The sequence below is a fragment of the Oceanisphaera sp. IT1-181 genome, from assembly GCF_033807535.1.
Lineage (GTDB): Bacteria > Pseudomonadota > Gammaproteobacteria > Enterobacterales > Aeromonadaceae > Oceanimonas.
On sequence record NZ_CP136856.1, the window covers coordinates 193,297 to 212,567 of the forward strand.

20 protein-coding genes are annotated in these 19,271 nt (G+C 50.7%); 7 read left to right on the forward strand and 13 right to left on the reverse strand.

Translation table 11 applies throughout. The features are described from left to right. Nucleotides 1-208 precede the first annotated feature (208 nt). The 7 genes from R0134_RS00820 to ybaK form a co-directional block, all read right to left on the reverse strand. On the reverse strand, nt 209-649 hold the full coding sequence (locus R0134_RS00820; RefSeq protein ID WP_319783044.1) for an NUDIX hydrolase: 441 nt from the start codon (nt 647-649) through the stop codon (nt 209-211). A gap of 192 nt (nt 650-841) precedes the next feature. Next, entirely contained in the window at nt 842-1,090 is a 249-nt protein-coding gene (locus R0134_RS00825) for a GlsB/YeaQ/YmgE family stress response membrane protein (RefSeq protein WP_319783045.1), read from the reverse strand. Nucleotides 1,091-1,141: 51 nt separating this feature from the next. After that, nucleotides 1,142-1,477 (reverse strand): DUF1513 domain-containing protein, encoded by a 336-nt coding sequence (locus tag R0134_RS00830; RefSeq protein WP_319783046.1) that lies wholly within the window; start codon nt 1,475-1,477, stop codon nt 1,142-1,144. 78 nt (nt 1,478-1,555) lie between these two features. Continuing rightward, on the reverse strand, nt 1,556-2,284 hold the full coding sequence (locus R0134_RS00835; protein WP_319783047.1) for an amino acid ABC transporter ATP-binding protein: 729 nt from the start codon (nt 2,282-2,284) through the stop codon (nt 1,556-1,558). Continuing rightward, complete coding sequence (locus R0134_RS00840; protein WP_319783048.1) at nt 2,281-2,925, reverse strand: amino acid ABC transporter permease; 645 nt, start codon at nt 2,923-2,925, stop codon at nt 2,281-2,283. The genes R0134_RS00835 and R0134_RS00840 overlap by 4 nt, the downstream gene beginning before the upstream one ends. An 80-nt stretch (nt 2,926-3,005) precedes the next feature. Then, nucleotides 3,006-3,779 carry a transporter substrate-binding domain-containing protein gene (locus R0134_RS00845; RefSeq protein WP_319783049.1) on the reverse strand — a complete coding sequence of 258 codons (774 nt, stop codon included), beginning with the start codon at nt 3,777-3,779 and terminating at the stop codon, nt 3,006-3,008. 230 nt (nt 3,780-4,009) lie between these two features. Further along, nucleotides 4,010-4,471, reverse strand: a complete 462-nt coding sequence (gene ybaK / locus R0134_RS00850) for a Cys-tRNA(Pro) deacylase (protein ID WP_319783050.1) — start codon at nt 4,469-4,471, stop codon at nt 4,010-4,012. Nucleotides 4,472-4,668: 197 nt separating this feature from the next. Here ybaK and R0134_RS00855 point away from each other — a divergent pair, with 197 nt between their 5' ends. Then, nucleotides 4,669-5,610 carry a bile acid:sodium symporter family protein gene (locus R0134_RS00855; protein ID WP_319783051.1) on the forward strand — a complete coding sequence of 314 codons (942 nt, stop codon included), beginning with the start codon at nt 4,669-4,671 and terminating at the stop codon, nt 5,608-5,610. A gap of 119 nt (nt 5,611-5,729) precedes the next feature. On the opposite strand, the gene R0134_RS00860 is transcribed toward R0134_RS00855, so the two are convergent. The 4 genes from R0134_RS00860 to R0134_RS00875 form a co-directional block, all read right to left on the reverse strand. Continuing rightward, nucleotides 5,730-6,221, reverse strand: a complete 492-nt coding sequence (locus R0134_RS00860) for a TPM domain-containing protein (RefSeq protein WP_319783052.1) — start codon at nt 6,219-6,221, stop codon at nt 5,730-5,732. Nucleotides 6,222-6,317: 96 nt separating this feature from the next. Continuing rightward, a complete protein-coding gene (locus tag R0134_RS00865) occupies nt 6,318-7,244 on the reverse strand; it encodes a YgcG family protein (protein ID WP_319783053.1) in 927 nt (308 codons plus the stop codon). 12 nt (nt 7,245-7,256) lie between these two features. Further along, the gene (locus tag R0134_RS00870) at nt 7,257-7,868 is read right to left on the reverse strand and encodes a LemA family protein (protein WP_319783054.1); all 612 of its coding nucleotides are present in this window, start codon (nt 7,866-7,868) and stop codon (nt 7,257-7,259) included. A 71-nt stretch (nt 7,869-7,939) separates the two neighbouring features. Further along, nucleotides 7,940-8,494 carry a DUF488 domain-containing protein gene (locus R0134_RS00875; RefSeq protein WP_319783055.1) on the reverse strand — a complete coding sequence of 185 codons (555 nt, stop codon included), beginning with the start codon at nt 8,492-8,494 and terminating at the stop codon, nt 7,940-7,942. A gap of 262 nt (nt 8,495-8,756) precedes the next feature. Between R0134_RS00875 and R0134_RS00880 the strand changes: the two genes are divergently transcribed. Together R0134_RS00880 and R0134_RS00885 are read left to right on the forward strand one after the other, a co-directional pair. Then, nucleotides 8,757-9,173 (forward strand): CopG family transcriptional regulator, encoded by a 417-nt coding sequence (locus R0134_RS00880; RefSeq protein WP_087036428.1) that lies wholly within the window; start codon nt 8,757-8,759, stop codon nt 9,171-9,173. Between the two features lie 31 nt (nt 9,174-9,204). After that, nucleotides 9,205-10,677, forward strand: a complete 1,473-nt coding sequence (locus tag R0134_RS00885) for a PHB depolymerase family esterase (protein ID WP_319783056.1) — start codon at nt 9,205-9,207, stop codon at nt 10,675-10,677. A gap of 212 nt (nt 10,678-10,889) precedes the next feature. Here R0134_RS00885 and ppc read toward each other — a convergent pair whose 3' ends face one another. Next, the gene (gene ppc, locus R0134_RS00890; RefSeq protein WP_319783057.1) at nt 10,890-13,517 is read right to left on the reverse strand and encodes a phosphoenolpyruvate carboxylase; all 2,628 of its coding nucleotides are present in this window, start codon (nt 13,515-13,517) and stop codon (nt 10,890-10,892) included. A gap of 307 nt (nt 13,518-13,824) precedes the next feature. Beyond that, the gene (argE, locus tag R0134_RS00895) at nt 13,825-14,964 is read right to left on the reverse strand and encodes an acetylornithine deacetylase (protein WP_319784277.1); all 1,140 of its coding nucleotides are present in this window, start codon (nt 14,962-14,964) and stop codon (nt 13,825-13,827) included. A gap of 331 nt (nt 14,965-15,295) precedes the next feature. On the opposite strand from argE, the gene argC reads away from it, so the two are divergent. Genes argC through R0134_RS00915 form a run of 4 tightly spaced genes read left to right on the forward strand, consistent with a single transcriptional unit; the run spans nt 15,296 to nt 19,261 of the window. Further along, entirely contained in the window at nt 15,296-16,309 is a 1,014-nt protein-coding gene (gene argC, locus R0134_RS00900) for an N-acetyl-gamma-glutamyl-phosphate reductase (RefSeq protein WP_319783058.1), read from the forward strand. A 6-nt stretch (nt 16,310-16,315) separates the two neighbouring features. Then, complete coding sequence (argB, locus tag R0134_RS00905) at nt 16,316-17,104, forward strand: acetylglutamate kinase (RefSeq protein WP_319783059.1); 789 nt, start codon at nt 16,316-16,318, stop codon at nt 17,102-17,104. Between the two features lie 28 nt (nt 17,105-17,132). Continuing rightward, a complete protein-coding gene (locus tag R0134_RS00910; protein ID WP_319783060.1) occupies nt 17,133-18,050 on the forward strand; it encodes an ornithine carbamoyltransferase in 918 nt (305 codons plus the stop codon). Next, entirely contained in the window at nt 18,050-19,261 is a 1,212-nt protein-coding gene (locus R0134_RS00915; protein WP_319783061.1) for an argininosuccinate synthase, read from the forward strand. Before R0134_RS00910 ends, R0134_RS00915 begins: the two co-directional genes overlap by 1 nt. Nucleotides 19,262-19,271 lie beyond the last annotated feature (10 nt).

Here is a 19,271-nt window from a genome sequence, read left to right on the forward strand (position 1 = left end):
AAGATAGCGAAATAATACAAGATTTCCTAGCCCCCTATGAGAGGAATTAATCATAAGAGCCTGATTTTTTATGCCGTTACTGGTCGAGCGTAAGGCCAGTTTCCTAGCGCCAGCGGCGAGCCAAACCGGGCTGATGAGTAAAATACACCTGAAATATATATCAACATAACAGCGTTAAACTCAATTTAGCCGGCCATTTGGGAGCATCTTAATCCTGACGAGAACGTTTAATTATTTCAGTTAAATCTGGGCATAAAGGGGAGGGCAGTGCGACTGGCGAAAACCAGCCTACGTCTTCGGCATCATCGGCGGCTTGCGCTTGGCCGCGCACATAATGGCCGACCACAGCGACCATTACATAATGGTGCGCTAACTCGCCATCCGCACCGTTTTCCAGTACGTCGAAGCAGGCAAAAGGGGCGTCCATCTCAGCCTGAATGGCGGTTTCTTCTAATAACTCTCGAGTCGCGCCCTGCGCCATGGTTTCACCCCATTCCAGCTTGCCACCGGGAAAGCCCCAATGGTCCGCATGGGGCGCAAATTTGCGCTTCACCAACAGCACTTGTTCTTGCTGCCAAACGATGGCAATTACGCCCACCTTTGGCTTGGGGTTGCTAGGTTTTTGATTATTCTGCGGTAAAGGCGCCATTTGCGCTCCTAAGCGTAAAAATAAGCACTCACCTTAGCGTAAAAAAGGGAGCGCTGCCTAGTGGCATTGCCAAGTCAGGTTATGGATGTAGCGGGCGATCCGGATATTAAGAAGAGGAGGCAGGATCATGTTAGTTGCTTAGTACATAGTCGACGAGGTGCTTCGGCCGACTATGTACTTAAGCGATTATGGTTATTTTTTCGTTAAACGATAAATGAACAGTAATACTAGGGCGCCAATAATGGCGGTAAAAAAGCTGCCAAAGTTAAACCCGGTTACGCCGCCAAAGCCCAACAAGGTGCCAATCCAGCCACCAACGAAGGCCCCAGCCACCCCTAGAATCATGGTAATGAAAAAGCCGCCGCCATCACGTCCCGGCATCAACCACTTGGCGAGGAGGCCGGCGATCAGACCAAAAATAATCCAGCTTAAAATACCCATCAGATAGCTTCCCTATTAAAGTGACTAGCCTTAAATAAACACCAGGATAGGCTAGCCGTCAATGAGGGCCCAGTGATTATCCCATTGATAAGCCGAATAAAAGCGTTGCTCGCGACCGCTATTGTCCAGCTGGCTAATGCCGCCATGGCCACTGCTTAACCAAATCTGCTCGTTATTGGCCACGGCGCCCGAGGCATCGGGAAGCGGGGCTATGCGGATCAGCTCACCACTGTGGCGATGCCAAAGGCCATAGCAATTACCTGGCGGCGAGGTGGCGGCAATTAAGGTGTCGGTAACGGCGAAACTGGCAATGTAGTGATTAAAGCGTGCCCAATCCAGCGCGCCACCCCCTAAGGCCTGCAGCGGCTGGCCAGGGCGATGGCGCACTAGACCGAGATCCTGATGGTCATCAGGAAGACGGCAAAAACAGCGTCCTTAGAGTTATCTTTAGCTGGTCGCTACCACCTATAGAATCTTGCTTAAAAACTCTTGGGTTCGGGGTTCTTGAGGGTTATCAAACAAGGCGGTGGGGGTGTTCTGTTCTAAAATTCGTCCTTCATGAATAAATACCACGCGATCACTCACCTCTCGGGCAAAGCCCATTTCGTGGGTAACCACCACCATGGTCATGCCCTCTAGTGCTAGTTGCTTCATTACCGCCAATACTTCGCCCACCATTTCGGGGTCTAACGCCGAGGTAGGCTCATCAAACAACATGATTTTTGGATTCATGGCCAGCGCGCGGGCAATGGCGACGCGCTGTTTTTGGCCACCGGAGAGCTCTCCTGGATAAGCATCGGCTTTATCAGATAAGCCTACTTTGTCTAATAATTCGAGCGCGGCTTTTTTAGCGTCGGCTTTAGAGGTGCCTCTGGCTTTAATGGGCGCCAAGGTGATATTGCCCAACACTGTTTTATGAGGGAATAAATTAAAGTGTTGAAATACCATGCCCACTTCTTGGCGTATTTTATTAATATCTGTGCCTTTGGCGGTAATGTCCTGACCGTCAATCACCACTTGGCCAGAGGTTATCTCGTCCAGTTTATTTAAGCAGCGTAAAAAGGTGCTCTTGCCCGAGCCCGAGGCACCAATCACGCACACCACTTCTTTGGCGTTAATATCGATAGAAATGCCTTTTAATACCTGATTGCTACCAAAAGACTTTTCTAGATTGTGTACTTGAATGATGCTCATGGCAGTTTAGATCTCCGCTCTAAGTAGCTAGACAATAAAGAGAGCATGTAGATCACCACAAAATACATAGCGCCCACGGCAATCCAAATTTCAAAGGCTTTAAAGGTGGCTGCAATTTGCACCTGTCCTTTTTGAGTTAGATCCGCAATACCAATCACCGAGAGTAAGGATGTGTCTTTTAAGCTAATAATGGCTTGGTTGGTAAAGGCCGGTAACATACGACGAAAAGACTGGGGCAAAATCACATAGCGCATACTTTGGCTACTGGTTAGACCCAATGAGCGCGCCGCTTCATTTTGACCTTTATCCAATGATTGAATGCCCGCTCGAATAATCTCTGAGTAATAAGCACCGGCATTAATGGCCACGGTGAAGATGCCGGCCGACTCTCGGTCTAGGCTGAAAAATCCCAGTGAATTTAAACCAAAATATATAAAAAACAACTGCACTAAAATTGGCGTGCCACGAATGATATCAACGAATATTTTAGACAACCAAGTCAAAGGCTTGATGGGGGAAAGACGCATTAAGGCTAATATCAGTCCAATACCAAAGCCTAAAATAATGGCAATGATAAATACCTTGAGGGTAACTTGTAGCCCTTGCCACAAGTAAGGTAGAGATTGAATGACGACATCCATGCTCACATCCTTATTAAAAATCTTTATAAAGTCGCTAGCTTAGCGGTTAGTTGGCGTTAACTAGCGACCTTTGTAGCGGCTTAATCCAAATAGGCGTCGATAATTTTATCGTATTCGCCGTTTTCCTTTAGATTGGCAAGACCATCGTTGATCATCTTCAATAACTCGTCATTCTTATCTTTTAATACTGAAATGCCATAGTTATCACCTGTGAGTCGCTCGCCAACGGTTTTCAATTTCAAGCCGCCAGTTGCAATGGCATAACTGATCACGGGGTAATCTTCCATTAAGGCATCGGCGGTACCATTAGTGACTTCCTGAAACATGGAAGCACTGTCGCTGACCTGAATAATGCTATAGCCATATTCTTCGGTGTTCTTATCGGCAAAAGACGCACCCACGGTACCATTTTTAACCACGACTTTTTTGCCAGATAAATCATCTAAACTGGCGATGTTGTCATTGTCATTTGCCACCACTAACGACACGCCAGCGGCAAAGTAAGCTTCAGAAAAATCAACGGTTTCTTTACGCTTATCGGTAATACTCATGCCGCCCATGCCCACGTCTAGCATGCCGGCTTGCATGGCGGGAATGATGCCCGAAAAGTCCATTTGCTCAATATTGATTTTAAAACCTTGGTCTTTGGCAATGGCGTTAATTAAGTCCACATCAATGCCCACGAGTTGGCCATCTTTGGTAAATTCAAACGGCGGATAGGTATTATCCACCCCTACTTTATAGACTTTGTCTGGCGTAGCCGCAGCACTGCTGGTCGCTTGAGTATCAGGCTTATCACAGGCACTTAAGCCCAGTGCCGCTACCAAACTTAGTAAGACCACGTTCTTTTTCATACTGACTTACCCCTTCCTTAAGGCTAGTTAACATCTATGGTGAACATCTTAGTTACATTTAGCTTGCGCTTAGTTTTTGGCATTTCAAATATAAAAACACCATTTCTTTACGAAATTACAGCATAAACAATAGTATATAAACTAATGATACGATCGTTTTCAAGCTATTGGAAAAGCAGATAAGTGTCAAATTATTGTTAAATTCACGCGCTGAAACTGCGTGTCAGCCCTCATTCAGCAATGTCGGCGATCAGGGCTTCCAGCAGCTTTTGCAGCAAGTCGGCACTCACGCCCAGCGACAGCCCCCGCTTGCCGCCGGACACCAAGATCTCGGTATGTTGCAGCGCCGAGGCATCCACGACTGTTATCAGCCGTTTTTTCTGCGCGAACGGGCTAATGCCGCCCACCTTATAACCGGTCAGTCGCTCAGCTTTGGCGGGCGGCATCATTTCCAGCTTTTTTACGCCCGCCGCTTTGGCCAAGCGCTTTAAATTAACCTTGTTTGAAGAGGGCACTAGCGCCACCACCGCACCTTGCTCACCTTCCGTCAGCAAGGTCTTGAATACCTGATTTAAGGGCACGTGTAATTGACTCGCCGCATGGGCACCAAAGTCGTCTTGGGCGCTACATTCATAGGGGTGCAGGGTAAACACGGCGTATTGTTTTTCTAAAAATAAGATGGCTGGCGTCATGGTCGTGTCCAAGCGGATGAAGATGTAGGCCTGATTATGTAAGAAAAGTGATGTAAAAAATATTATGGGGAAAAAACAGAGCGATAAAAGTGAGACTGATTAAACCTTTGCAGAGCGTCCAAATAGGGTAACAATAACGGCACAATTATAGGTCTGGTTATCCGAGTGGATAACACCGAAATAAGAGAGCATTACCAATGTTAGGTTTTATCACCCAGTTATTCCCGCTATGGGCTTTGTTGTTGTCTACGCTGGCCTTTTTTCAACCCCAGCTTTTTGTGGGCATTAAAGGCCAAATCGTACCTTTACTGACCCTTATTATGCTGTGCATGGGCTTAACGCTGAGCATTAGTGATTTTCGCAATGTGCTGGCCAGCAAAAAAGCCTTATTAGTGGGCGTGATACTGCAGTTTAGCGTGATGCCGGTGGTGGCCTTGTTGATTGCGTTGTTATTTGGCTTTGATGCCGAGCTGACGGTCGGCATGTTGTTAGTGGGCAGCGTGGCGGGCGGTACTTCATCTAATGTGATGTGCTATTTAGCCAAGGGCGACACGGCTTTATCCATCTCCATGACCGCCATCTCTACCTTATTGGGCGTGGTAATGACGCCGGTACTGGTGGCACTGTTGGTCGGCCAAAGCATAGATGTGCCAGTGCAGTCGATGCTGATTAGTTTGTTACAAGTGGTAGTGGCGCCGGTATTGCTGGGCGTGGTGCTGAATTATGTGCTGGGTGGCGTGGTGAAGCGGGTAGAGCCAATTTTGCCGTTATTGTCCATGGTTGCCATCGTACTGATCATCAGTATCGTCGTGGCCTTGAATGTGGATAATATCGCGCATATTGGTGGCATAGTGGCGCTGGCGGTCATACTGCACAACAGCTGTGGCTTGTTGCTAGGTTATGGTATTACGGCACTGATGGGCTTTGATAAAAAGACCTGCCGTACTATCGCCTTCGAGGTGGGCTTACAAAACTCCGGCCTCGCCACCGCCTTGGCCATGAAGTTCTTTAGCCCAGCGGCTGCCTTACCCGGCACGCTGTTCAGCGTTTGGCATAACATCTCCGGATCTTTATTAGCAGGCTACTGGGCGAAGAAACCACTGACTGAGAAGGCAGAATCAGTAAAGAACGAGGCGTGATAAGTTAGTCTGAATGCCATGATTAATAGATAACCAGCAGGCTCGAACAATTAACGGGGCTGCTGGTTGTTATTCTATGCGTCAGGCGGAAGGCCGCTATTGATAAGATTACCGGCGCTTTATAAAATTACCGGTCTATTGGGCAATACGTTGGCATTGTTATCGCTATGCTGTGGAGCCTGTGTTTTCAAGATAACTTGGATAGCGTCAACGGCCGCCATCAGCCCATCAAGATAATCAGCCTTGGCTAAGCGAGCCTGCAAATCTGCACACACTTGCTGCCACTGGGCACTGCTGGCATCTATCCCTCGGTCGGCAATAATTTCTATGGCGCGGCTATCTAGCGCTAAATACAACAGCACGCCACTGTTTAACGGGGTATCCCAGACCTTTAAGCGGCCATAGACTTCTAAGGCGCGCAAATGCGCATCTTGTTCATGGCTCGGCATTATGGCCTCTACCGCCACCACTAACTCGCCGGTGTGCTCAGACTCAGCTTGCCTAATACGCTCGGCAATCTGTGCCAGCATGGGCTCATCGAAGTGTCGCCGGCGTAACCACTGGCCTTCTAAGGCGGCAATACCAGTGAGACGTTTAAATTTGTTTTGCATGCTTGCTCCTCTTCGCCAGCCACTATCTATCTGCCATCATTCACCAGTCACTACTCACCAACCATCATTCATTAACCATTACTTACCACTCACTACTTACCAGCCACCGGAGGCACCACCGCCACCGCTGCTGCCTCCACCGCCGCCGCCAAAACCGCCACCACCACGGCCACGACCAAAACCTCCGCCTAAGCCTCCTAATATTGCGCCTCTACGGGAGGCTCGTCCCGAGCTGCCTTTACCACCGGCACCAAAGGCTTTACCCACCAAAGATAAGATCAGCGCAATTACCCCCGCCACGATAGAGATAGGGATACTGCCAAAAATAAAGAAAGAGACAATGCCAATCAAAAATGCGGCGGCAAGCGGGGGCAACATAAAAGCAAAAAAAGCTAAGGGTAATAGCATGCCGAGTGAGTCGCCATCATCGGCAGCCATATTTTGCTCTGTGGCGGGGGGCGGTAAGTCTTCCCCCGCCACCAAAGCCATGATCCTATCTACGCCTTCTTGAATACCCGCCGCGTACTCATTTTTTGCAAAATAGGGTGTTATAAACTCACGTATAATGCGCCCAGACTGCAAATCTGTGACGGCACCCTCTAGGCCATAACCCACTTCAATACGTAAGCGACGGTCATCTTTGGCCACCACGAGCAATATGCCATCATCAATCTTTTCACGGCCCAGTTGCCATTGGTCATAAACGCGGCGCGCATATTGATCTATGCCATCTTCCCCTGTGGTGGGTACCACCAGCACAAAAATCTGCGCCCCTTTGCTTTTCTCAAAGGCTTCGAGTTGCTGCGTCAAGGCCGTTTTTTGGGCACCACTTAAGGTGCCTGTGGTATCCACCACCCAATTATCCAGCTTAGGAACCGCAATGGTTTGATCTTGCGCCCAAGTGGGCAGCGCCAAAAATAAGGACATCACCAAGGTGAGGGTCATTAATAGCAAAGTGGTGAACCCGCTGGCGCGCCTGTGTTGGTGCTTAGCGTGTTGATGCTCGGTATGTTGAAGAAGCATGGTTGTTCCTTCTTAGTTCGCCTTATCAGCTGGCATATCAAAGCGTACTTCTGGGTTACGCATAATCTCAGATTGACGCTCTACCCCGTAGTTATCCTTAACCTTATAGCCCATCACTTTGGCGGTAATCACAGCAGGAAACTGACGAATAAACTGATTATAGGCTTGTACGGCTTGCACGAAACGGCCACGCTCGGTGGCAATGCGGTTTTCTGTGCCCTCAAGCTGTGTCATTAAATCACGCACTACGCCATCACTTTTAAGTTCAGGGTAACTTTCAGAAACCGCCATTAAACGAGAGAGGGCGGAAGACAATTCACCCTGAGCCTGAGTAAAGCGCTGCATTAAGGCTGGATCATCTAAGTCGTTCACGCTGACATTAATTTGCCCCACCTTAGCCCGCGCCTCAGTCACATCGGTTAATACCCTGCGCTCTTGTTTCATGTAGGCATCAACTGAGCTCACCAGCTTGGGGACTAAATCTGCACGGCGCTCATACTGGTTTAAAGCTTGCGACCAAGTGGCTTTCACTTGTTCATCTAAGGTTTGGATCTGGTTGTAGCCGCAGCCTGTTAACAGTAGGGCGAGTAAGGAGGCGAATAGCCAACGAGCAGTTAGGATCATGGAATTTTCCTTTAGCGAGTGAGCATCAATGAATAATAGGACTGTTAGTGTTTATAGCAGATGCCTGTGTATTACTCATCATGGGCAGGATAAATAAGCTCGCCGTTATTAGTGATAACGGCCTCTGCTCCCCATTTTCCGACTTGGTGTTCTTCAATCAGGGTTTGTTGCTTAGCACCCTCTAAAATATGCTTTACCTGCCAGCCGTGGCTGGCCAGCCAGTTACTGATTAACAACCGATGGCACAGTGCTGGATGACGCTCTGAACAGCAGATGGCAATGCGCTGATCGGCGGCTTCGCACTGTAATTTTTCAATACCGGCTTGAAAGTCTGCGGTTAGGGTGTAATCCGCATAATTATGAAAGGATTGGTTTTGCCAGCCGTCATTGACCTCATTCTCTATGACTTTTGATTTTCTTCTGCGCCCGCCTAGTTTTTCGCAATGCTGATAATCAATGCCATGCTCTGGCAACCACTTGCGCATCTGGTCTTCGTGAAAATGCGGAAACTTACGACTGCCCGGAAAAGCCCGCACATCCACCAACTTCTCAATGCCTGCATCAGCCAGCAGCTTTAAGAATTCCTCTTGGGTGTGAGTGGAATGGCCGACCGTATAAATCTCCATATGTAGCTCCTCTAAGACGATGAGTATTCTCTCGCTTAATCAGCTTACTTACCTACTGAGTGTATCCCTATTCACAGCTAGCGCCGCCACCTGCCTATGCAGGGCACAAAAAAACAGCGATTAGCTCAATTAATAGCTGTTTTTTCTTGGATACTCCTATAATGATCGAATACCATCCGCATGGAATCTATTTGGATGGCTATTGGAGTCTAATTGGATTTTTTAGGGCTATGGTGCAGGTACTGACCAGCGAGGGAAAGTGATGAGCGTACATGAGCTAAAACGAAAGACCGGCGATACCAGCGAAAAGCTGACCATCAACTTAGGGGTCGTTGACCTTGGGCAAGTCGATCTGCTGGTGCAGGAGGGATTTTATTCCAACCGCAGTGACCTGATCCGCACGGCGATCCGTAACCAGCTAGCGGTCCATGCAGAAGTGGTTAAGGAAACCGTCGCCCGTAAGACCTATGTGCTGGGCCTGCAGTATTACAGCCGCACGGATCTGGAAGCGCTACAGGCGAAGGGCGAAATGCTACAGATCCAAGTGCTGGGATTAGCGAATATTGCCGAGGATGTATCTCCGGAACTCGCGCTGGCGACGATCGAATCCATCTCCGTATTAGGTGCGCTCCAAGCCAGCAAGGAGGTTAAAGCCGCGCTGGCAAACCGAATTTATTAATAGCGTATTAATTCAAGCGAGGAATATTTCTATGAATCTTCCAATGAACGAAAAATTTATGGCCAGTCTGAAACAGGCCACTTGGTTGACGCAGTCGGGCCAACTGCAGGAGGCCACGGCTATGATACAGCGGGCGCTGCAGGGTAAGCAGATGCCCCAAGCCACTGAGCCGGATGCAACCACTGAGCCTGCATCCGCCAAGGGTGAGATATTCGAGGGCAGCTTTTATGTGGTAGAGGAGCCGTCTGCTGCATCTCATAAAGCGTCGGCGGGCCGCAAACGCGCGCAGACCGACTTTACGCAGCCAGACCTTACGCAGACCGGCCATGCGCAGACTGACTATGGGCAAACAACAGCGCCACGCAAACCTTTCGCTGCCGTTTCTGGTATTAGTGGTTTGAGCAGCCTATTACGCGGCAAGCTATCGGGTTTATCGGGGTTGAATGCAGGAGTGGACTCACCCGCCGAGACGCTGGCTGACGGCGCGACTGCTTTTGCTCCCGGTATGAGTGGTCTGAGCAGCCTGTTGCGCGGCAAGCTGTCGGGCTTACAAGGGTTGAACACCGGCGTGGACGTTCCCGTCGAAGTGTTGCCTGAGGGCGCGACTTTTAACAGTGGCACTTTCGCCAATCAGGCGGGCAGCCGAGATTACAAACTGTATGTCCCCAGTGGTTACCATGGCCAGCCGTTGCCATTAATCGTCATGTTGCATGGTTGCACCCAAAATCCCGATGACTTCGCCGCCGGCACCGGCATGAACCTGCTTGCACAAGAGCAGCCGTGTTTGGTGCTCTATCCTGCACAAAGCGGTTGCGCGAATAGCTCCAAGTGCTGGAACTGGTTCAAGCCAGGCGATCAGCACCGCGATGGTGGCGAGCCGGCGATTATCGCAGGTCTAACGCGCCAAATTATCAATGAGTATCACCTGGATGAAGGACGCGTCTACGTGGCGGGATTGTCCGCTGGCGGCGCCATGGCCACCACCATGGCGATGCTCTACCCAGACATTTACGCGGCGGTGGGCGTTCATTCGGGGCTTGCTCACGGCGCGGCGCAAGATATACCGTCTGCACTTGCGGCCATGCAAGGCGGCACCGGACCTTTGGCCGGCCTGAACAAGCAGGCGAATGCTCGCTCCCCATCGTCAACGGGGCCGAGAATCCCCGCCATTATCTTCCACGGTGATCAGGACACTACGGTACATCCCAGCAACGGCGATCGCGTGGTAGCACAATATCTCTCTGATACCGGCTCAGGCCGCGTAACGAACAGCAAGATTAAGGCAGAGAGACGTGCTGGAAAGGTACCTAATGGGCGTTCTTATACTTGTACCATTCATCATGATGCGAGTGCCCAGCCTATCCTAGAGCAGTGGTCGATTCACGGCGCCGCCCACGCTTGGGCCGGGGGTACGTCTCGGGGCTCTTATACGGATCCGCAAGGGCCGGATGCCTCACGGGAAATGCTGCGCTTTTTCTTAGCGCACGCGAAAGGCGAACATTGATAAGCGGGCCATCAAGATAATGGAAGGTACGCGATAACCCATCCCGACTCATCAAGCCGCTAAAATACTCGCTGTCAGCAGAGTTGAGAACGGCTTATTTCAGCAGTAAAAAGGCCCCAGTGCTGACGAGCACTGGGGCCTACTTTAGTCGGGCCATTCCATAGATTTTACTTAACGCTTAACGCTTAAAGCTTACCGCTTAAGGCTATGTTTTAACCCGTATTACGCATGCCTGCAGCAATGCCGGCTATGGTCACCATCAGTGCTTGATCCAATACCGGATTAACATCATCGCCTTGATGCTGACGCGAACGCTTTAATAGCTCCGCCTGCAACACGTTCAGTGGATCCGTATAGGGATTACGTAGCTTAATCGACTCCTTGATCCACGGCTCATCAGATAACAGCTCCGCTTCTTCTTTCAGCTGCAATATCAGTTCCATGCTAGCCCGCAACTCATCACGTAACCGCTTACCCAACGGTTTAAGCTCATTAGGCACCAACAGTCCGTCGTAATAGGCGGCAAGACTAAGATCGGCTTTCAAAAACACCATTTCCAGCATATCGAGTCGAGCGCGGAAAAATGGCCAGCCCTCATTCATCGCCACCAAGGTTTTCTCTTGCCCTGCCTCTATCACCGCCTCTAGTCCCTTATGGGCACCCAGCCAGGCGGGCAGCATCAAGCGGTTTTGTGTCCAAGCAAAAATCCACGGAATGGCCCGCAGGCTTTCTACGCCACCGTTGGGTTTGCGCTTAGCGGGGCGAGAGCCTAACGGCAACTTGCCCAGCTCTAGCTCGGGCGTGGCGGCGCGAAAGTAGGGTACAAAGTCCGGCTCATCACGAATAAGCGAACGATAATGGGCGCAGGAAACGTCACTCATGGTTTCCATTAGCTCGCGCCACTGAGGCTCTGGCTCAGGTGGAGGCAGCAAGTTGGCTTCTAGTACCGCACTGGCATAGAGCGCTAGGCTATCGATGGCGACTTTAGATAGGCCAAATTTAAAGCGGATCATCTCGCCTTGCTCGGTGACGCGTAAGCCACCAAGCGTAGAGCCCGGCGGTTGCGCCAAAATGGCCTCACGAGCCGGACCACCACCGCGACCTAAGCTGCCGCCACGACCGTGGAACAAGGTGAGCTTAACTTGTTCGGACTCGCTAATGGCCACCAATTTTTCCATGGCGCTGTATTGGGCCCAGCCCGCCGCCATCATACCGGCGTCTTTAGATGAGTCAGAATAACCAATCATCACATATTGACGGCCTTGTAGATAACCGCGATACCAAGGCAGCGCATAAAGCTGCTCTATCACCTCGGCACCGTTATTAAGATCTTCTAAGGTCTCAAACAAAGGCGCAACCGGCATCGGGAAGTTAACACCGCACTCTTTTAGTAATAGCTGTACCGCCAGCACATCGGATGGCGCACCGGCCATAGAGATAATGTAAATCCCGAAGGCGTCCGCTGGGTGCTCGCTAATCACGCGGCAGGTATCCAATACCTCTTGGGTGTCGGCGCTGGGTTGCCATTGCCGAGGTAAGAGCGGCCGGCGTGAATTGAGTTCATTGAGTAAGAAAGCCTGCTTGTCGGCTTCACTCCAATCGCCGTAGTTACCCAAGCCCAAGTACCCGGTGATTTCTGCCAGCGCCTGGCTGTGACGCTCGCCGTCTTGGCGAATATCTAATTTCAGTAGGTGAATACCAAAACAGGCCACCTTGCGGATCACATCGAGCAGCAGGCCGTCGGCAATCTTCCCTAGCCCACACTCTTGCAGCGAGCGATAGCACAACTCTAAAGGCTGGCGCAGTTGTTCGGTGGTCGTGATTAGATCCCGCGCATCGGTGCTTTGGTTTTGTACCTTGGCGTTAAGATGCATCAGGGTTTCGCGCAAGTCTTCACGCAGGGTGCGCAGGATGGCCCGATAAGGTTCCTCACTTTGTGCTGTTGCTTGATACAGCTCATCGTTGGCTTGCGACATCGACAGCTCGGATACTAGCTCTTGAATATCGTTAAGAAACAGCGAGCTTGCCATCCAACGGCCTAACAACAGTACTTCTTGGGTCACCTTAGCGGTAACGAACGGATTACCGTCGCGGTCTCCGCCCATCCAAGAGGTAAAGCGTACCGGGGCGGCATCCAGCGGCAGCCGGGTACCGAGTTGCTCATGCAACTGGCTGTCGAGCTGGCGCATGAACTTGGGAAGGGCGGGCCAGAGGCTGTTTTCGATCACAGCAAAGCCCCACTTGGCTTCATCGACCGGTGTCGGCCGCTGGGAGCGAATTTCATTGCTATGCCAAGCCTGAGTAATAAGTTGTTCTATTCGTGCTAGTAGCTCGGCTTTTTCTTGCTCGGGTAGGTCTAGCTCCAATGCGGCCAAGCAGTCGTTAAGCTGTACATGCTTATGGATAAAGGTACGGCGGGTCACCTCGGTGGGGTGAGCGGTTAGTACTAAGTCGATGTCGAGCTCGGCGACGGCGGCTTTAATATTGTCTTCATTAATATCGGCTTGCTTTAAGCGCTCGAACACCTGACTGAGAGGCCCGTCACCGGCTTCGCGCTGAGTTTGGCGCGATATGGTATGAAATTGCTCGGCTACGTTTGCCAGATTGAGGAATTGACTAAAAGCTCGGGTGACGGGTAGCAGTTCGTCGTCACTCAGATGTTTGAGGGTATCGAGTAATCGCTGTTGGTCGTCGTCGTTACCTTGGCGGGCCGATTTGGCCAACTGACGTATGGTTTCTACTTTATCGAGAAAGCTCTGGCCATGGTGATCCTTTATGGTATCGCCCAGCAATTGCCCCAGCAGGCCAACATTGGCTCTGAGTGGTGCATGATTATCCATATCTGCCTCGTCTGTTTTGTTATTTTTTTGTTTCCGCAAACGCTTATATAGCCAGCTTTCACCATAGCGGTCAATTTTGCCGAGCACGGAGTGGTCGTTTTGCGATCTGGTTCGAATATTGAGCACAGCACCAATCACCAAGCGCCCCGCGCCCAGAGTAATAAAAACTGTGAAGAGTGAAGAGAACCCCCACCCTTCAGATGCGGTGTGTTTTCTGTAGTTTAGGTGTTATCTCACCCTCTTTACCCTTTACTCTTCACAAGGTGTTCGTCTTTAGCTGGGCGCCTGGTGCTAGGCGCAGGGCGCTTTATTTGACCTCAGCCAAACAAAAGCGACTAACTAGACGTTGAATGATATCGATGGTGGGTTTCACAAACGATAAGTCCAAGTATTCATCGGGCTGGTGGGCCTGAGCGATATGGCCAGGGCCCAGTACGATAGTTTGGCAGCCGAGCTGATTGATAAAAGGCGCTTCGGTGCAATAGTTGACCGCCTCGGCCGTTTTGCCGGTGATCTCGGCGGCAGCGCGAACTAACTCGCCGTTTGGATCTGTGCTGTAGGCCGGAATGGGCTCATGCAAATGAAACAACTCAAGCGCATCGGGATACTGCTGCTTAATAGGCTCAATGGCGTGATGCAATAAACCCATGAGTTCATCAGGGCCCACACCAGGAATGGGGCGCATGTCGAAGTTCAGCTCGCAGCAGGCACAAATCCGATTGGGGCTGTCACCACCGAACAGCGAGCCGAGGTTCAGCGTTGGCTGGGGCACCTTAAAATTAGTGTTGCCATAGTTTTCTTTAAGCTGGCGCTGTAAGTCTAATAAGCGGCCCATCACTTTATGCATAATCTCTAGCGCGTTTACGCCATTAGCGGGATCTGAACTGTGGCCGCTTTTGCCGGTAATACGAATACCTTCCGACATATGGCCCTTATGCATCATTACCGGTACTAAACCGGTGGGCTCACCAATCACCGCATAGTCCGGCTTAATGGCCATGGCGCTGGCAATAGCGCGGGCACCGGCCATGGTGGTTTCTTCATCGGCGGTGGCCAAGATGCGAATGGGCTTGGTCAGCTTACTTAAGTCCATGTCTTTTAGGGCTTCGATAATAAAGGCAAAGAAGCCTTTCATGTCGATCACGCCCAAGCCATAAAGGCGGCCGTTTTCTTCGGTCAGCTTAAAGGGGTCTTTGGTCCAGCGCCCTTCATCATAAGGCACTGTGTCGGTATGGCCGGCCAGCAGTAAGCCGCCATCGCCTTCTCCGCGGGTGGCCACCATGTTGAATTTGCCGGGTAGGTCGTCAAGCTCGGTAACCTCTACCTCAAAGCCTAATTGGCTAAACCAGTCGGCCAGAAGCCGTATCACTTTTTCGTTACTTTGGTCCCAGCTTGGCTCGGTACTACTAATAGAGGGCAGGGCGATTAAGTCGCGATACATATCCATCAATTGAAACTGCTTTGATGGGCCGGTTGACGAGGGCTTTAATGACTGTGTTAAGGGCATGGACACTCCGTAAAAAATTATCAAATTTATATTCAACAATGTTGCATAAGTATTTGTTCATTGCTAGTCTGGCGACCTATTCTTTTCTGGGTAATTAGCGTAGCAAATGGTCATGTATTTCTATTCTTTATTACGGCGACGACGACAGCTCGCCTAAGCCAATGCTATAGGGTCTAGCGTAATATCCCTTAGGGTGACATAAGCCCTGAAAACACGCTAGGCTGACACCTGCATCCTTATCCAGCCAAAATTCAAATAGATGGACCTGCCCATGTTAAAAGCTGCAATTATTGGTGCTAGCGGATACACCGGAGCCGAACTGGCCGGTTTAATCCATGCACACCCCAACCTGACGCTCGCCGGCCTTTATGTTTCTGAAGGTAGCTTAGACGCTCATAAACCCTTTGCCAGCTTGTATCCACGCTGGCGCGGTGTGATTGATGCGCCGCTGCAGCCGCTTGATGCTGACGCGCTGAGCCGTATTTATGCAGACGCCGACCTAGTGCTGTTGGCCACCGCCCACGAAGTGAGCCATGACTTGGCGCCCGGCTTTTTAGCCAAGGGCATGCCGGTCTTTGATTTATCCGGTGCTTTTCGCGTGCCCGGTGACGATTTTTATCAGCGTTTTTATGGTTTTACTCACCAGTTTGGCGGCTGGTTAAGCAAGGCGGCTTATGGTTTAGCCGAATGGAACCAAGACGCGATTAAGCAAGCACAATTAATTGCCGTACCTGGCTGTTATCCCACGGCTTCTCTCACCGCCTTAAAGCCGTTACAAACAGCAGGCCTGATGGCCGCCGGACGTAAGCCAATTATTAGTGCCGTCTCCGGTGTCACCGGTGCGGGACGCAAAGCCAGCCTCGCTACCAGCTTTTGTGAAGTGAGCTTTAAGCCTTATGGCGTGCTTAATCATCGTCATCAGCCTGAGATCAGTCATCATCTGAGTAATCAGGTGGTCTTTCAGCCGCACCTGGGTAACTTTAGTCGCGGCATTTTGGCCACTATTTATGTAGAGCTAAATGACGACGTGACCGATGAGCAAATCGCCAGCGCATATCACAGCGCCTACGACGGTCAGAAAATCGTGCGTATCACGGATCAATGGCCACAAATTAACGATGTAGCGGGCACGCCATTTTGTGACCTGCACTGGGCCCGTGACGGTAACCAGCTAATAGTGGTATCGGCCATCGACAACCTGTTAAAAGGCGCGGCCAGTCAGGCCATTCAATGTATTAATATTCACCAAGGATTCTCGCCGCTGGCGGGTCTGGTGCAGGAGTAAGCTTTGATGTCCACTCAAACTAGCCCGTTAATTATTAAGCTCGGCGGCACGCTATTAGAAAGTAACGATGCCTTAGCAGCGTTATTTGCCACCTTGAACTCGTTTATTGAGCAAGTAAAACGCCCGCTGGTATTAGTGCATGGCGGCGGCGTGTTGGTCGATAACCAGCTGGCGGCCATGGGTCTGACCTCGACCAAGAAAGACGGCTTGCGCGTGACGCCATTGGAGCATATTCCAGTGATAGCCGGTGCCTTGGCAGGAACGGCTAATAAGCTGCTGCTGGCGCAAGCCATTGCGCATAACATTAGTGCGGTGGGTTTGTGCTTGGGCGATGGTGGTTTATGCCGCGTTAGCCAGCTGGATCCTGAGCTGGGTTCGGTCGGCAAAGTAGACGGCGGTGACGCTACCTTAATTAGCACACTATTAAATGCAGGCTTTATGCCGGTGATCAGCTCCATTGGTATTACCAATGATGGCCAGTTGATGAACGTGAATGCAGATCAAGCGGCCACTGCCATTGCGGAAGTACTGGATGCAGATTTAGTGATGCTGTCGGATGTGAGTGGCATTCTTGACGGCGAGCGTCAGTTGATCAATTTACTGACCGAGACTCGCGCCTTGGAGTTGATGCAACAAGGGGTGATCAAAGATGGCATGGCAGTGAAAGTGAAAGCCGCACTGCAAGCCACTAAAACTTTGGGTAAACCGGTTGCCGTGGGTAGCTGGCGCAATCCTGAACAATTATTGTCGCTGCTGGCAGGTGAGTCAGAGTTTGGCACTCGGATTTCACACTAAGGACCTATCTCAAACTAAGGAAGAGCAGATGCAGCATCTATTAAGCCTAAAAGATTATAGCAAGCAGCAAATAGAAGACATTTTGGCACTGGCCAAAGACTTAAAAGCGAATCCGGCCAAGTATGCGGACGAGCTAAAAGGTAAAAGCGTGGTCACGCTGTTTGAGAAGCCCTCACTGCGTACCCGCGTGACGCTGGATATCGGTATCAATCGCTTGGGCGGTCATGCGGTCTATTTAGACAGCCAAAATGGCGCCATGGGCAGCCGCGAAACCGTTAAAGACTTTGCCGCCAACTTGTCACGCTGGTGCCAAGCGATAGTGGCGCGCGTTTACGATCATCAAACGCTGGTCGAAATGGCAAAATATAGCAAAGTTCCGGTGATCAATTCCTTATGTAACCTGTATCATCCGTGTCAGGCACTGGCGGACTATATGACCATTGCCGAGCATCACGAAGATCTGAGCAAGGTGCATCTGGTATATGTGGGCGATGGTAATAACGTGACCAACTCACTGCTGCTGACCGGTGCTATTTTAGGTGCGACCGTCAGTTCAGTGTGCCCGCGCGGCCGCAACGTGGATGCACAAGTATTAAAAGAAGCCGAAGCACTGGCTGCCATTAGTGGTGGCAAGGTGCAGGTCGCCGATAGTCTGGATGACATTACCGATATCGACGTGCTGTATACCGATACTTGGGTCTCTATGGGTGATGAAACGCCGTTAGAGCAAGTAGCCGAAGTCTTCATGCCTTATCAGATCAATCAGGCCCTGCTTGATAAAACCGGCGCCACACAGGTATTGCATTGCCAGCCTGCGCACCGGGAATTAGAAATAACTTCTGAGGTAATGGACGGTCCGTCCTCCTTTATCCTCGACCAAGCTGAAAATCGCATGCATGTGCAAAATGCCGTGCTGCTGACATTGATTAACAGGGATACGCACTAATGAGCCAATTCAAAAAAATTCTGCTGGCCTACTCTGGCGGTTTAGATACCTCTGCCATCATTCCATGGCTAAAAGAAAACTACGAAGGTTGTGAGATCATCGCCTTCGTAGGTGACGTAGGCCAAGGTGCTGAAGAGCTGGAAGGCATTGAAGCCAAAGCATTAGAGTCAGGCGCGGTAAAGTGTATCGTTGCTGATTTGAAAGACGAATTCGTAAACGATTACGTGTATCCAACGCTGAAAACCGGCGCTATTTACGAAGGTACTTATTTACTCGGTACTTCTATGGCGCGTCCGATTATCGCTAAAGCCATGGCCGAAGCGGCACTGGCCGAAGGCGCAGAAGCGATTGCCCACGGTTGTACCGGTAAAGGTAATGACCAAGTACGCTTCGAAGGTGCGGTTGCTGCCTTAGCACCTCAGTTGGCCATTATTGCCCCTTGGCGCATCTGGGACATGAAGAGCCGCGAAGACTTGTTGGATTATTTGGCTGAGCGCAACATCAAGACCAGTGCCAGCGCCACTAAGATCTATTCTCGTGACGCCAACGCTTTCCATATCTCTACCGAAGGTGGCGAATTAGAAAGCACTTGGAACGAGCCATCTGAGCAAGCGTGGACCTGGACTGTGTCCCCGGAGCAAGCTCCAGATAAAGCAGAAACTCTGTCTTTGACCGTTGTTGAAGGCCGCATCACTGCGCTGGACGGCGTTGAGATGACCCCGTACAACTTGTTGGTTGAGCTGAACGACCGTGCTGCTAAGCATGGCGTGGGCCGGGTAGATATCGTAGAAAACCGTTTGGTCGGCATGAAGTCGCGCGGTTGTTATGAAACTCCAGGTGGTACCGTGATGATGGCGGCACTGCGCGCCGTTGAAGAGCTGGTATTAGACAAGCCGACTCGCGCTTGGCGTGAGCGTGTGGGTGCTGAGTTCTCGCACTTGGTCTACGACGGCCGCTGGTTCACTCCGTTATGCAAGGCGCTGTTAGCTTCCGCTAATGCCATTGCCGAAGACGTATCCGGTGAAGTAGTACTGAAGATGTACAAAGGTCAGGTGACTGCGATTCAGAAGTCTTCTCCTAATAGCCTGTACTCTGAAGAGTTCGCTACCTTCGGTGAAGATGAAGTGTATGACCAAAGCCATGCCGAAGGCTTTATCCGTTTGTACTCGTTGGCCAGCCGTATCAAAGCGCTGAACAGCCTGAAGAAGTAAGCGTTAATAA

Excerpts from the sequence above, each read along its gene's own strand:
- R0134_RS00820 (WP_319783044.1), bottom strand. The coding sequence starts at position 649 with ATGGCGCCTTTACCGCAGAATAATCAAAAACCTAGCAACCCCAAGCCA.
- argE (WP_319784277.1), bottom strand. The coding sequence starts at position 14,964 with ATGGATATGTATCGCGACTTAATCGCCCTGCCCTCTATTAGTAGTACC.
- R0134_RS00855 (WP_319783051.1), top strand. The coding sequence starts at position 4,669 with ATGTTAGGTTTTATCACCCAGTTATTCCCGCTATGGGCTTTGTTGTTG.
- ppc (WP_319783057.1), bottom strand. The coding sequence starts at position 13,517 with ATGGATAATCATGCACCACTCAGAGCCAATGTTGGCCTGCTGGGGCAA.
- R0134_RS00835 (WP_319783047.1), bottom strand. The coding sequence starts at position 2,284 with ATGAGCATCATTCAAGTACACAATCTAGAAAAGTCTTTTGGTAGCAAT.
- R0134_RS00870 (WP_319783054.1), bottom strand. The coding sequence starts at position 7,868 with ATGATCCTAACTGCTCGTTGGCTATTCGCCTCCTTACTCGCCCTACTG.
- R0134_RS00840 (WP_319783048.1), bottom strand. The coding sequence starts at position 2,925 with ATGGATGTCGTCATTCAATCTCTACCTTACTTGTGGCAAGGGCTACAA.
- R0134_RS00910 (WP_319783060.1), top strand. The coding sequence starts at position 17,133 with ATGCAGCATCTATTAAGCCTAAAAGATTATAGCAAGCAGCAAATAGAA.
- R0134_RS00825 (WP_319783045.1), bottom strand. The coding sequence starts at position 1,090 with ATGGGTATTTTAAGCTGGATTATTTTTGGTCTGATCGCCGGCCTCCTC.
- R0134_RS00845 (WP_319783049.1), bottom strand. The coding sequence starts at position 3,779 with ATGAAAAAGAACGTGGTCTTACTAAGTTTGGTAGCGGCACTGGGCTTA.
- R0134_RS00880 (WP_087036428.1), top strand. The coding sequence starts at position 8,757 with ATGAGCGTACATGAGCTAAAACGAAAGACCGGCGATACCAGCGAAAAG.
- R0134_RS00915 (WP_319783061.1), top strand. The coding sequence starts at position 18,050 with ATGAGCCAATTCAAAAAAATTCTGCTGGCCTACTCTGGCGGTTTAGAT.
- R0134_RS00875 (WP_319783055.1), bottom strand. The coding sequence starts at position 8,494 with ATGGAGATTTATACGGTCGGCCATTCCACTCACACCCAAGAGGAATTC.
- argC (WP_319783058.1), top strand. The coding sequence starts at position 15,296 with ATGTTAAAAGCTGCAATTATTGGTGCTAGCGGATACACCGGAGCCGAA.
- R0134_RS00885 (WP_319783056.1), top strand. The coding sequence starts at position 9,205 with ATGAATCTTCCAATGAACGAAAAATTTATGGCCAGTCTGAAACAGGCC.
- R0134_RS00865 (WP_319783053.1), bottom strand. The coding sequence starts at position 7,244 with ATGCTTCTTCAACATACCGAGCATCAACACGCTAAGCACCAACACAGG.
- ybaK (WP_319783050.1), bottom strand. The coding sequence starts at position 4,471 with ATGACGCCAGCCATCTTATTTTTAGAAAAACAATACGCCGTGTTTACC.
- R0134_RS00860 (WP_319783052.1), bottom strand. The coding sequence starts at position 6,221 with ATGCAAAACAAATTTAAACGTCTCACTGGTATTGCCGCCTTAGAAGGC.
- argB (WP_319783059.1), top strand. The coding sequence starts at position 16,316 with ATGTCCACTCAAACTAGCCCGTTAATTATTAAGCTCGGCGGCACGCTA.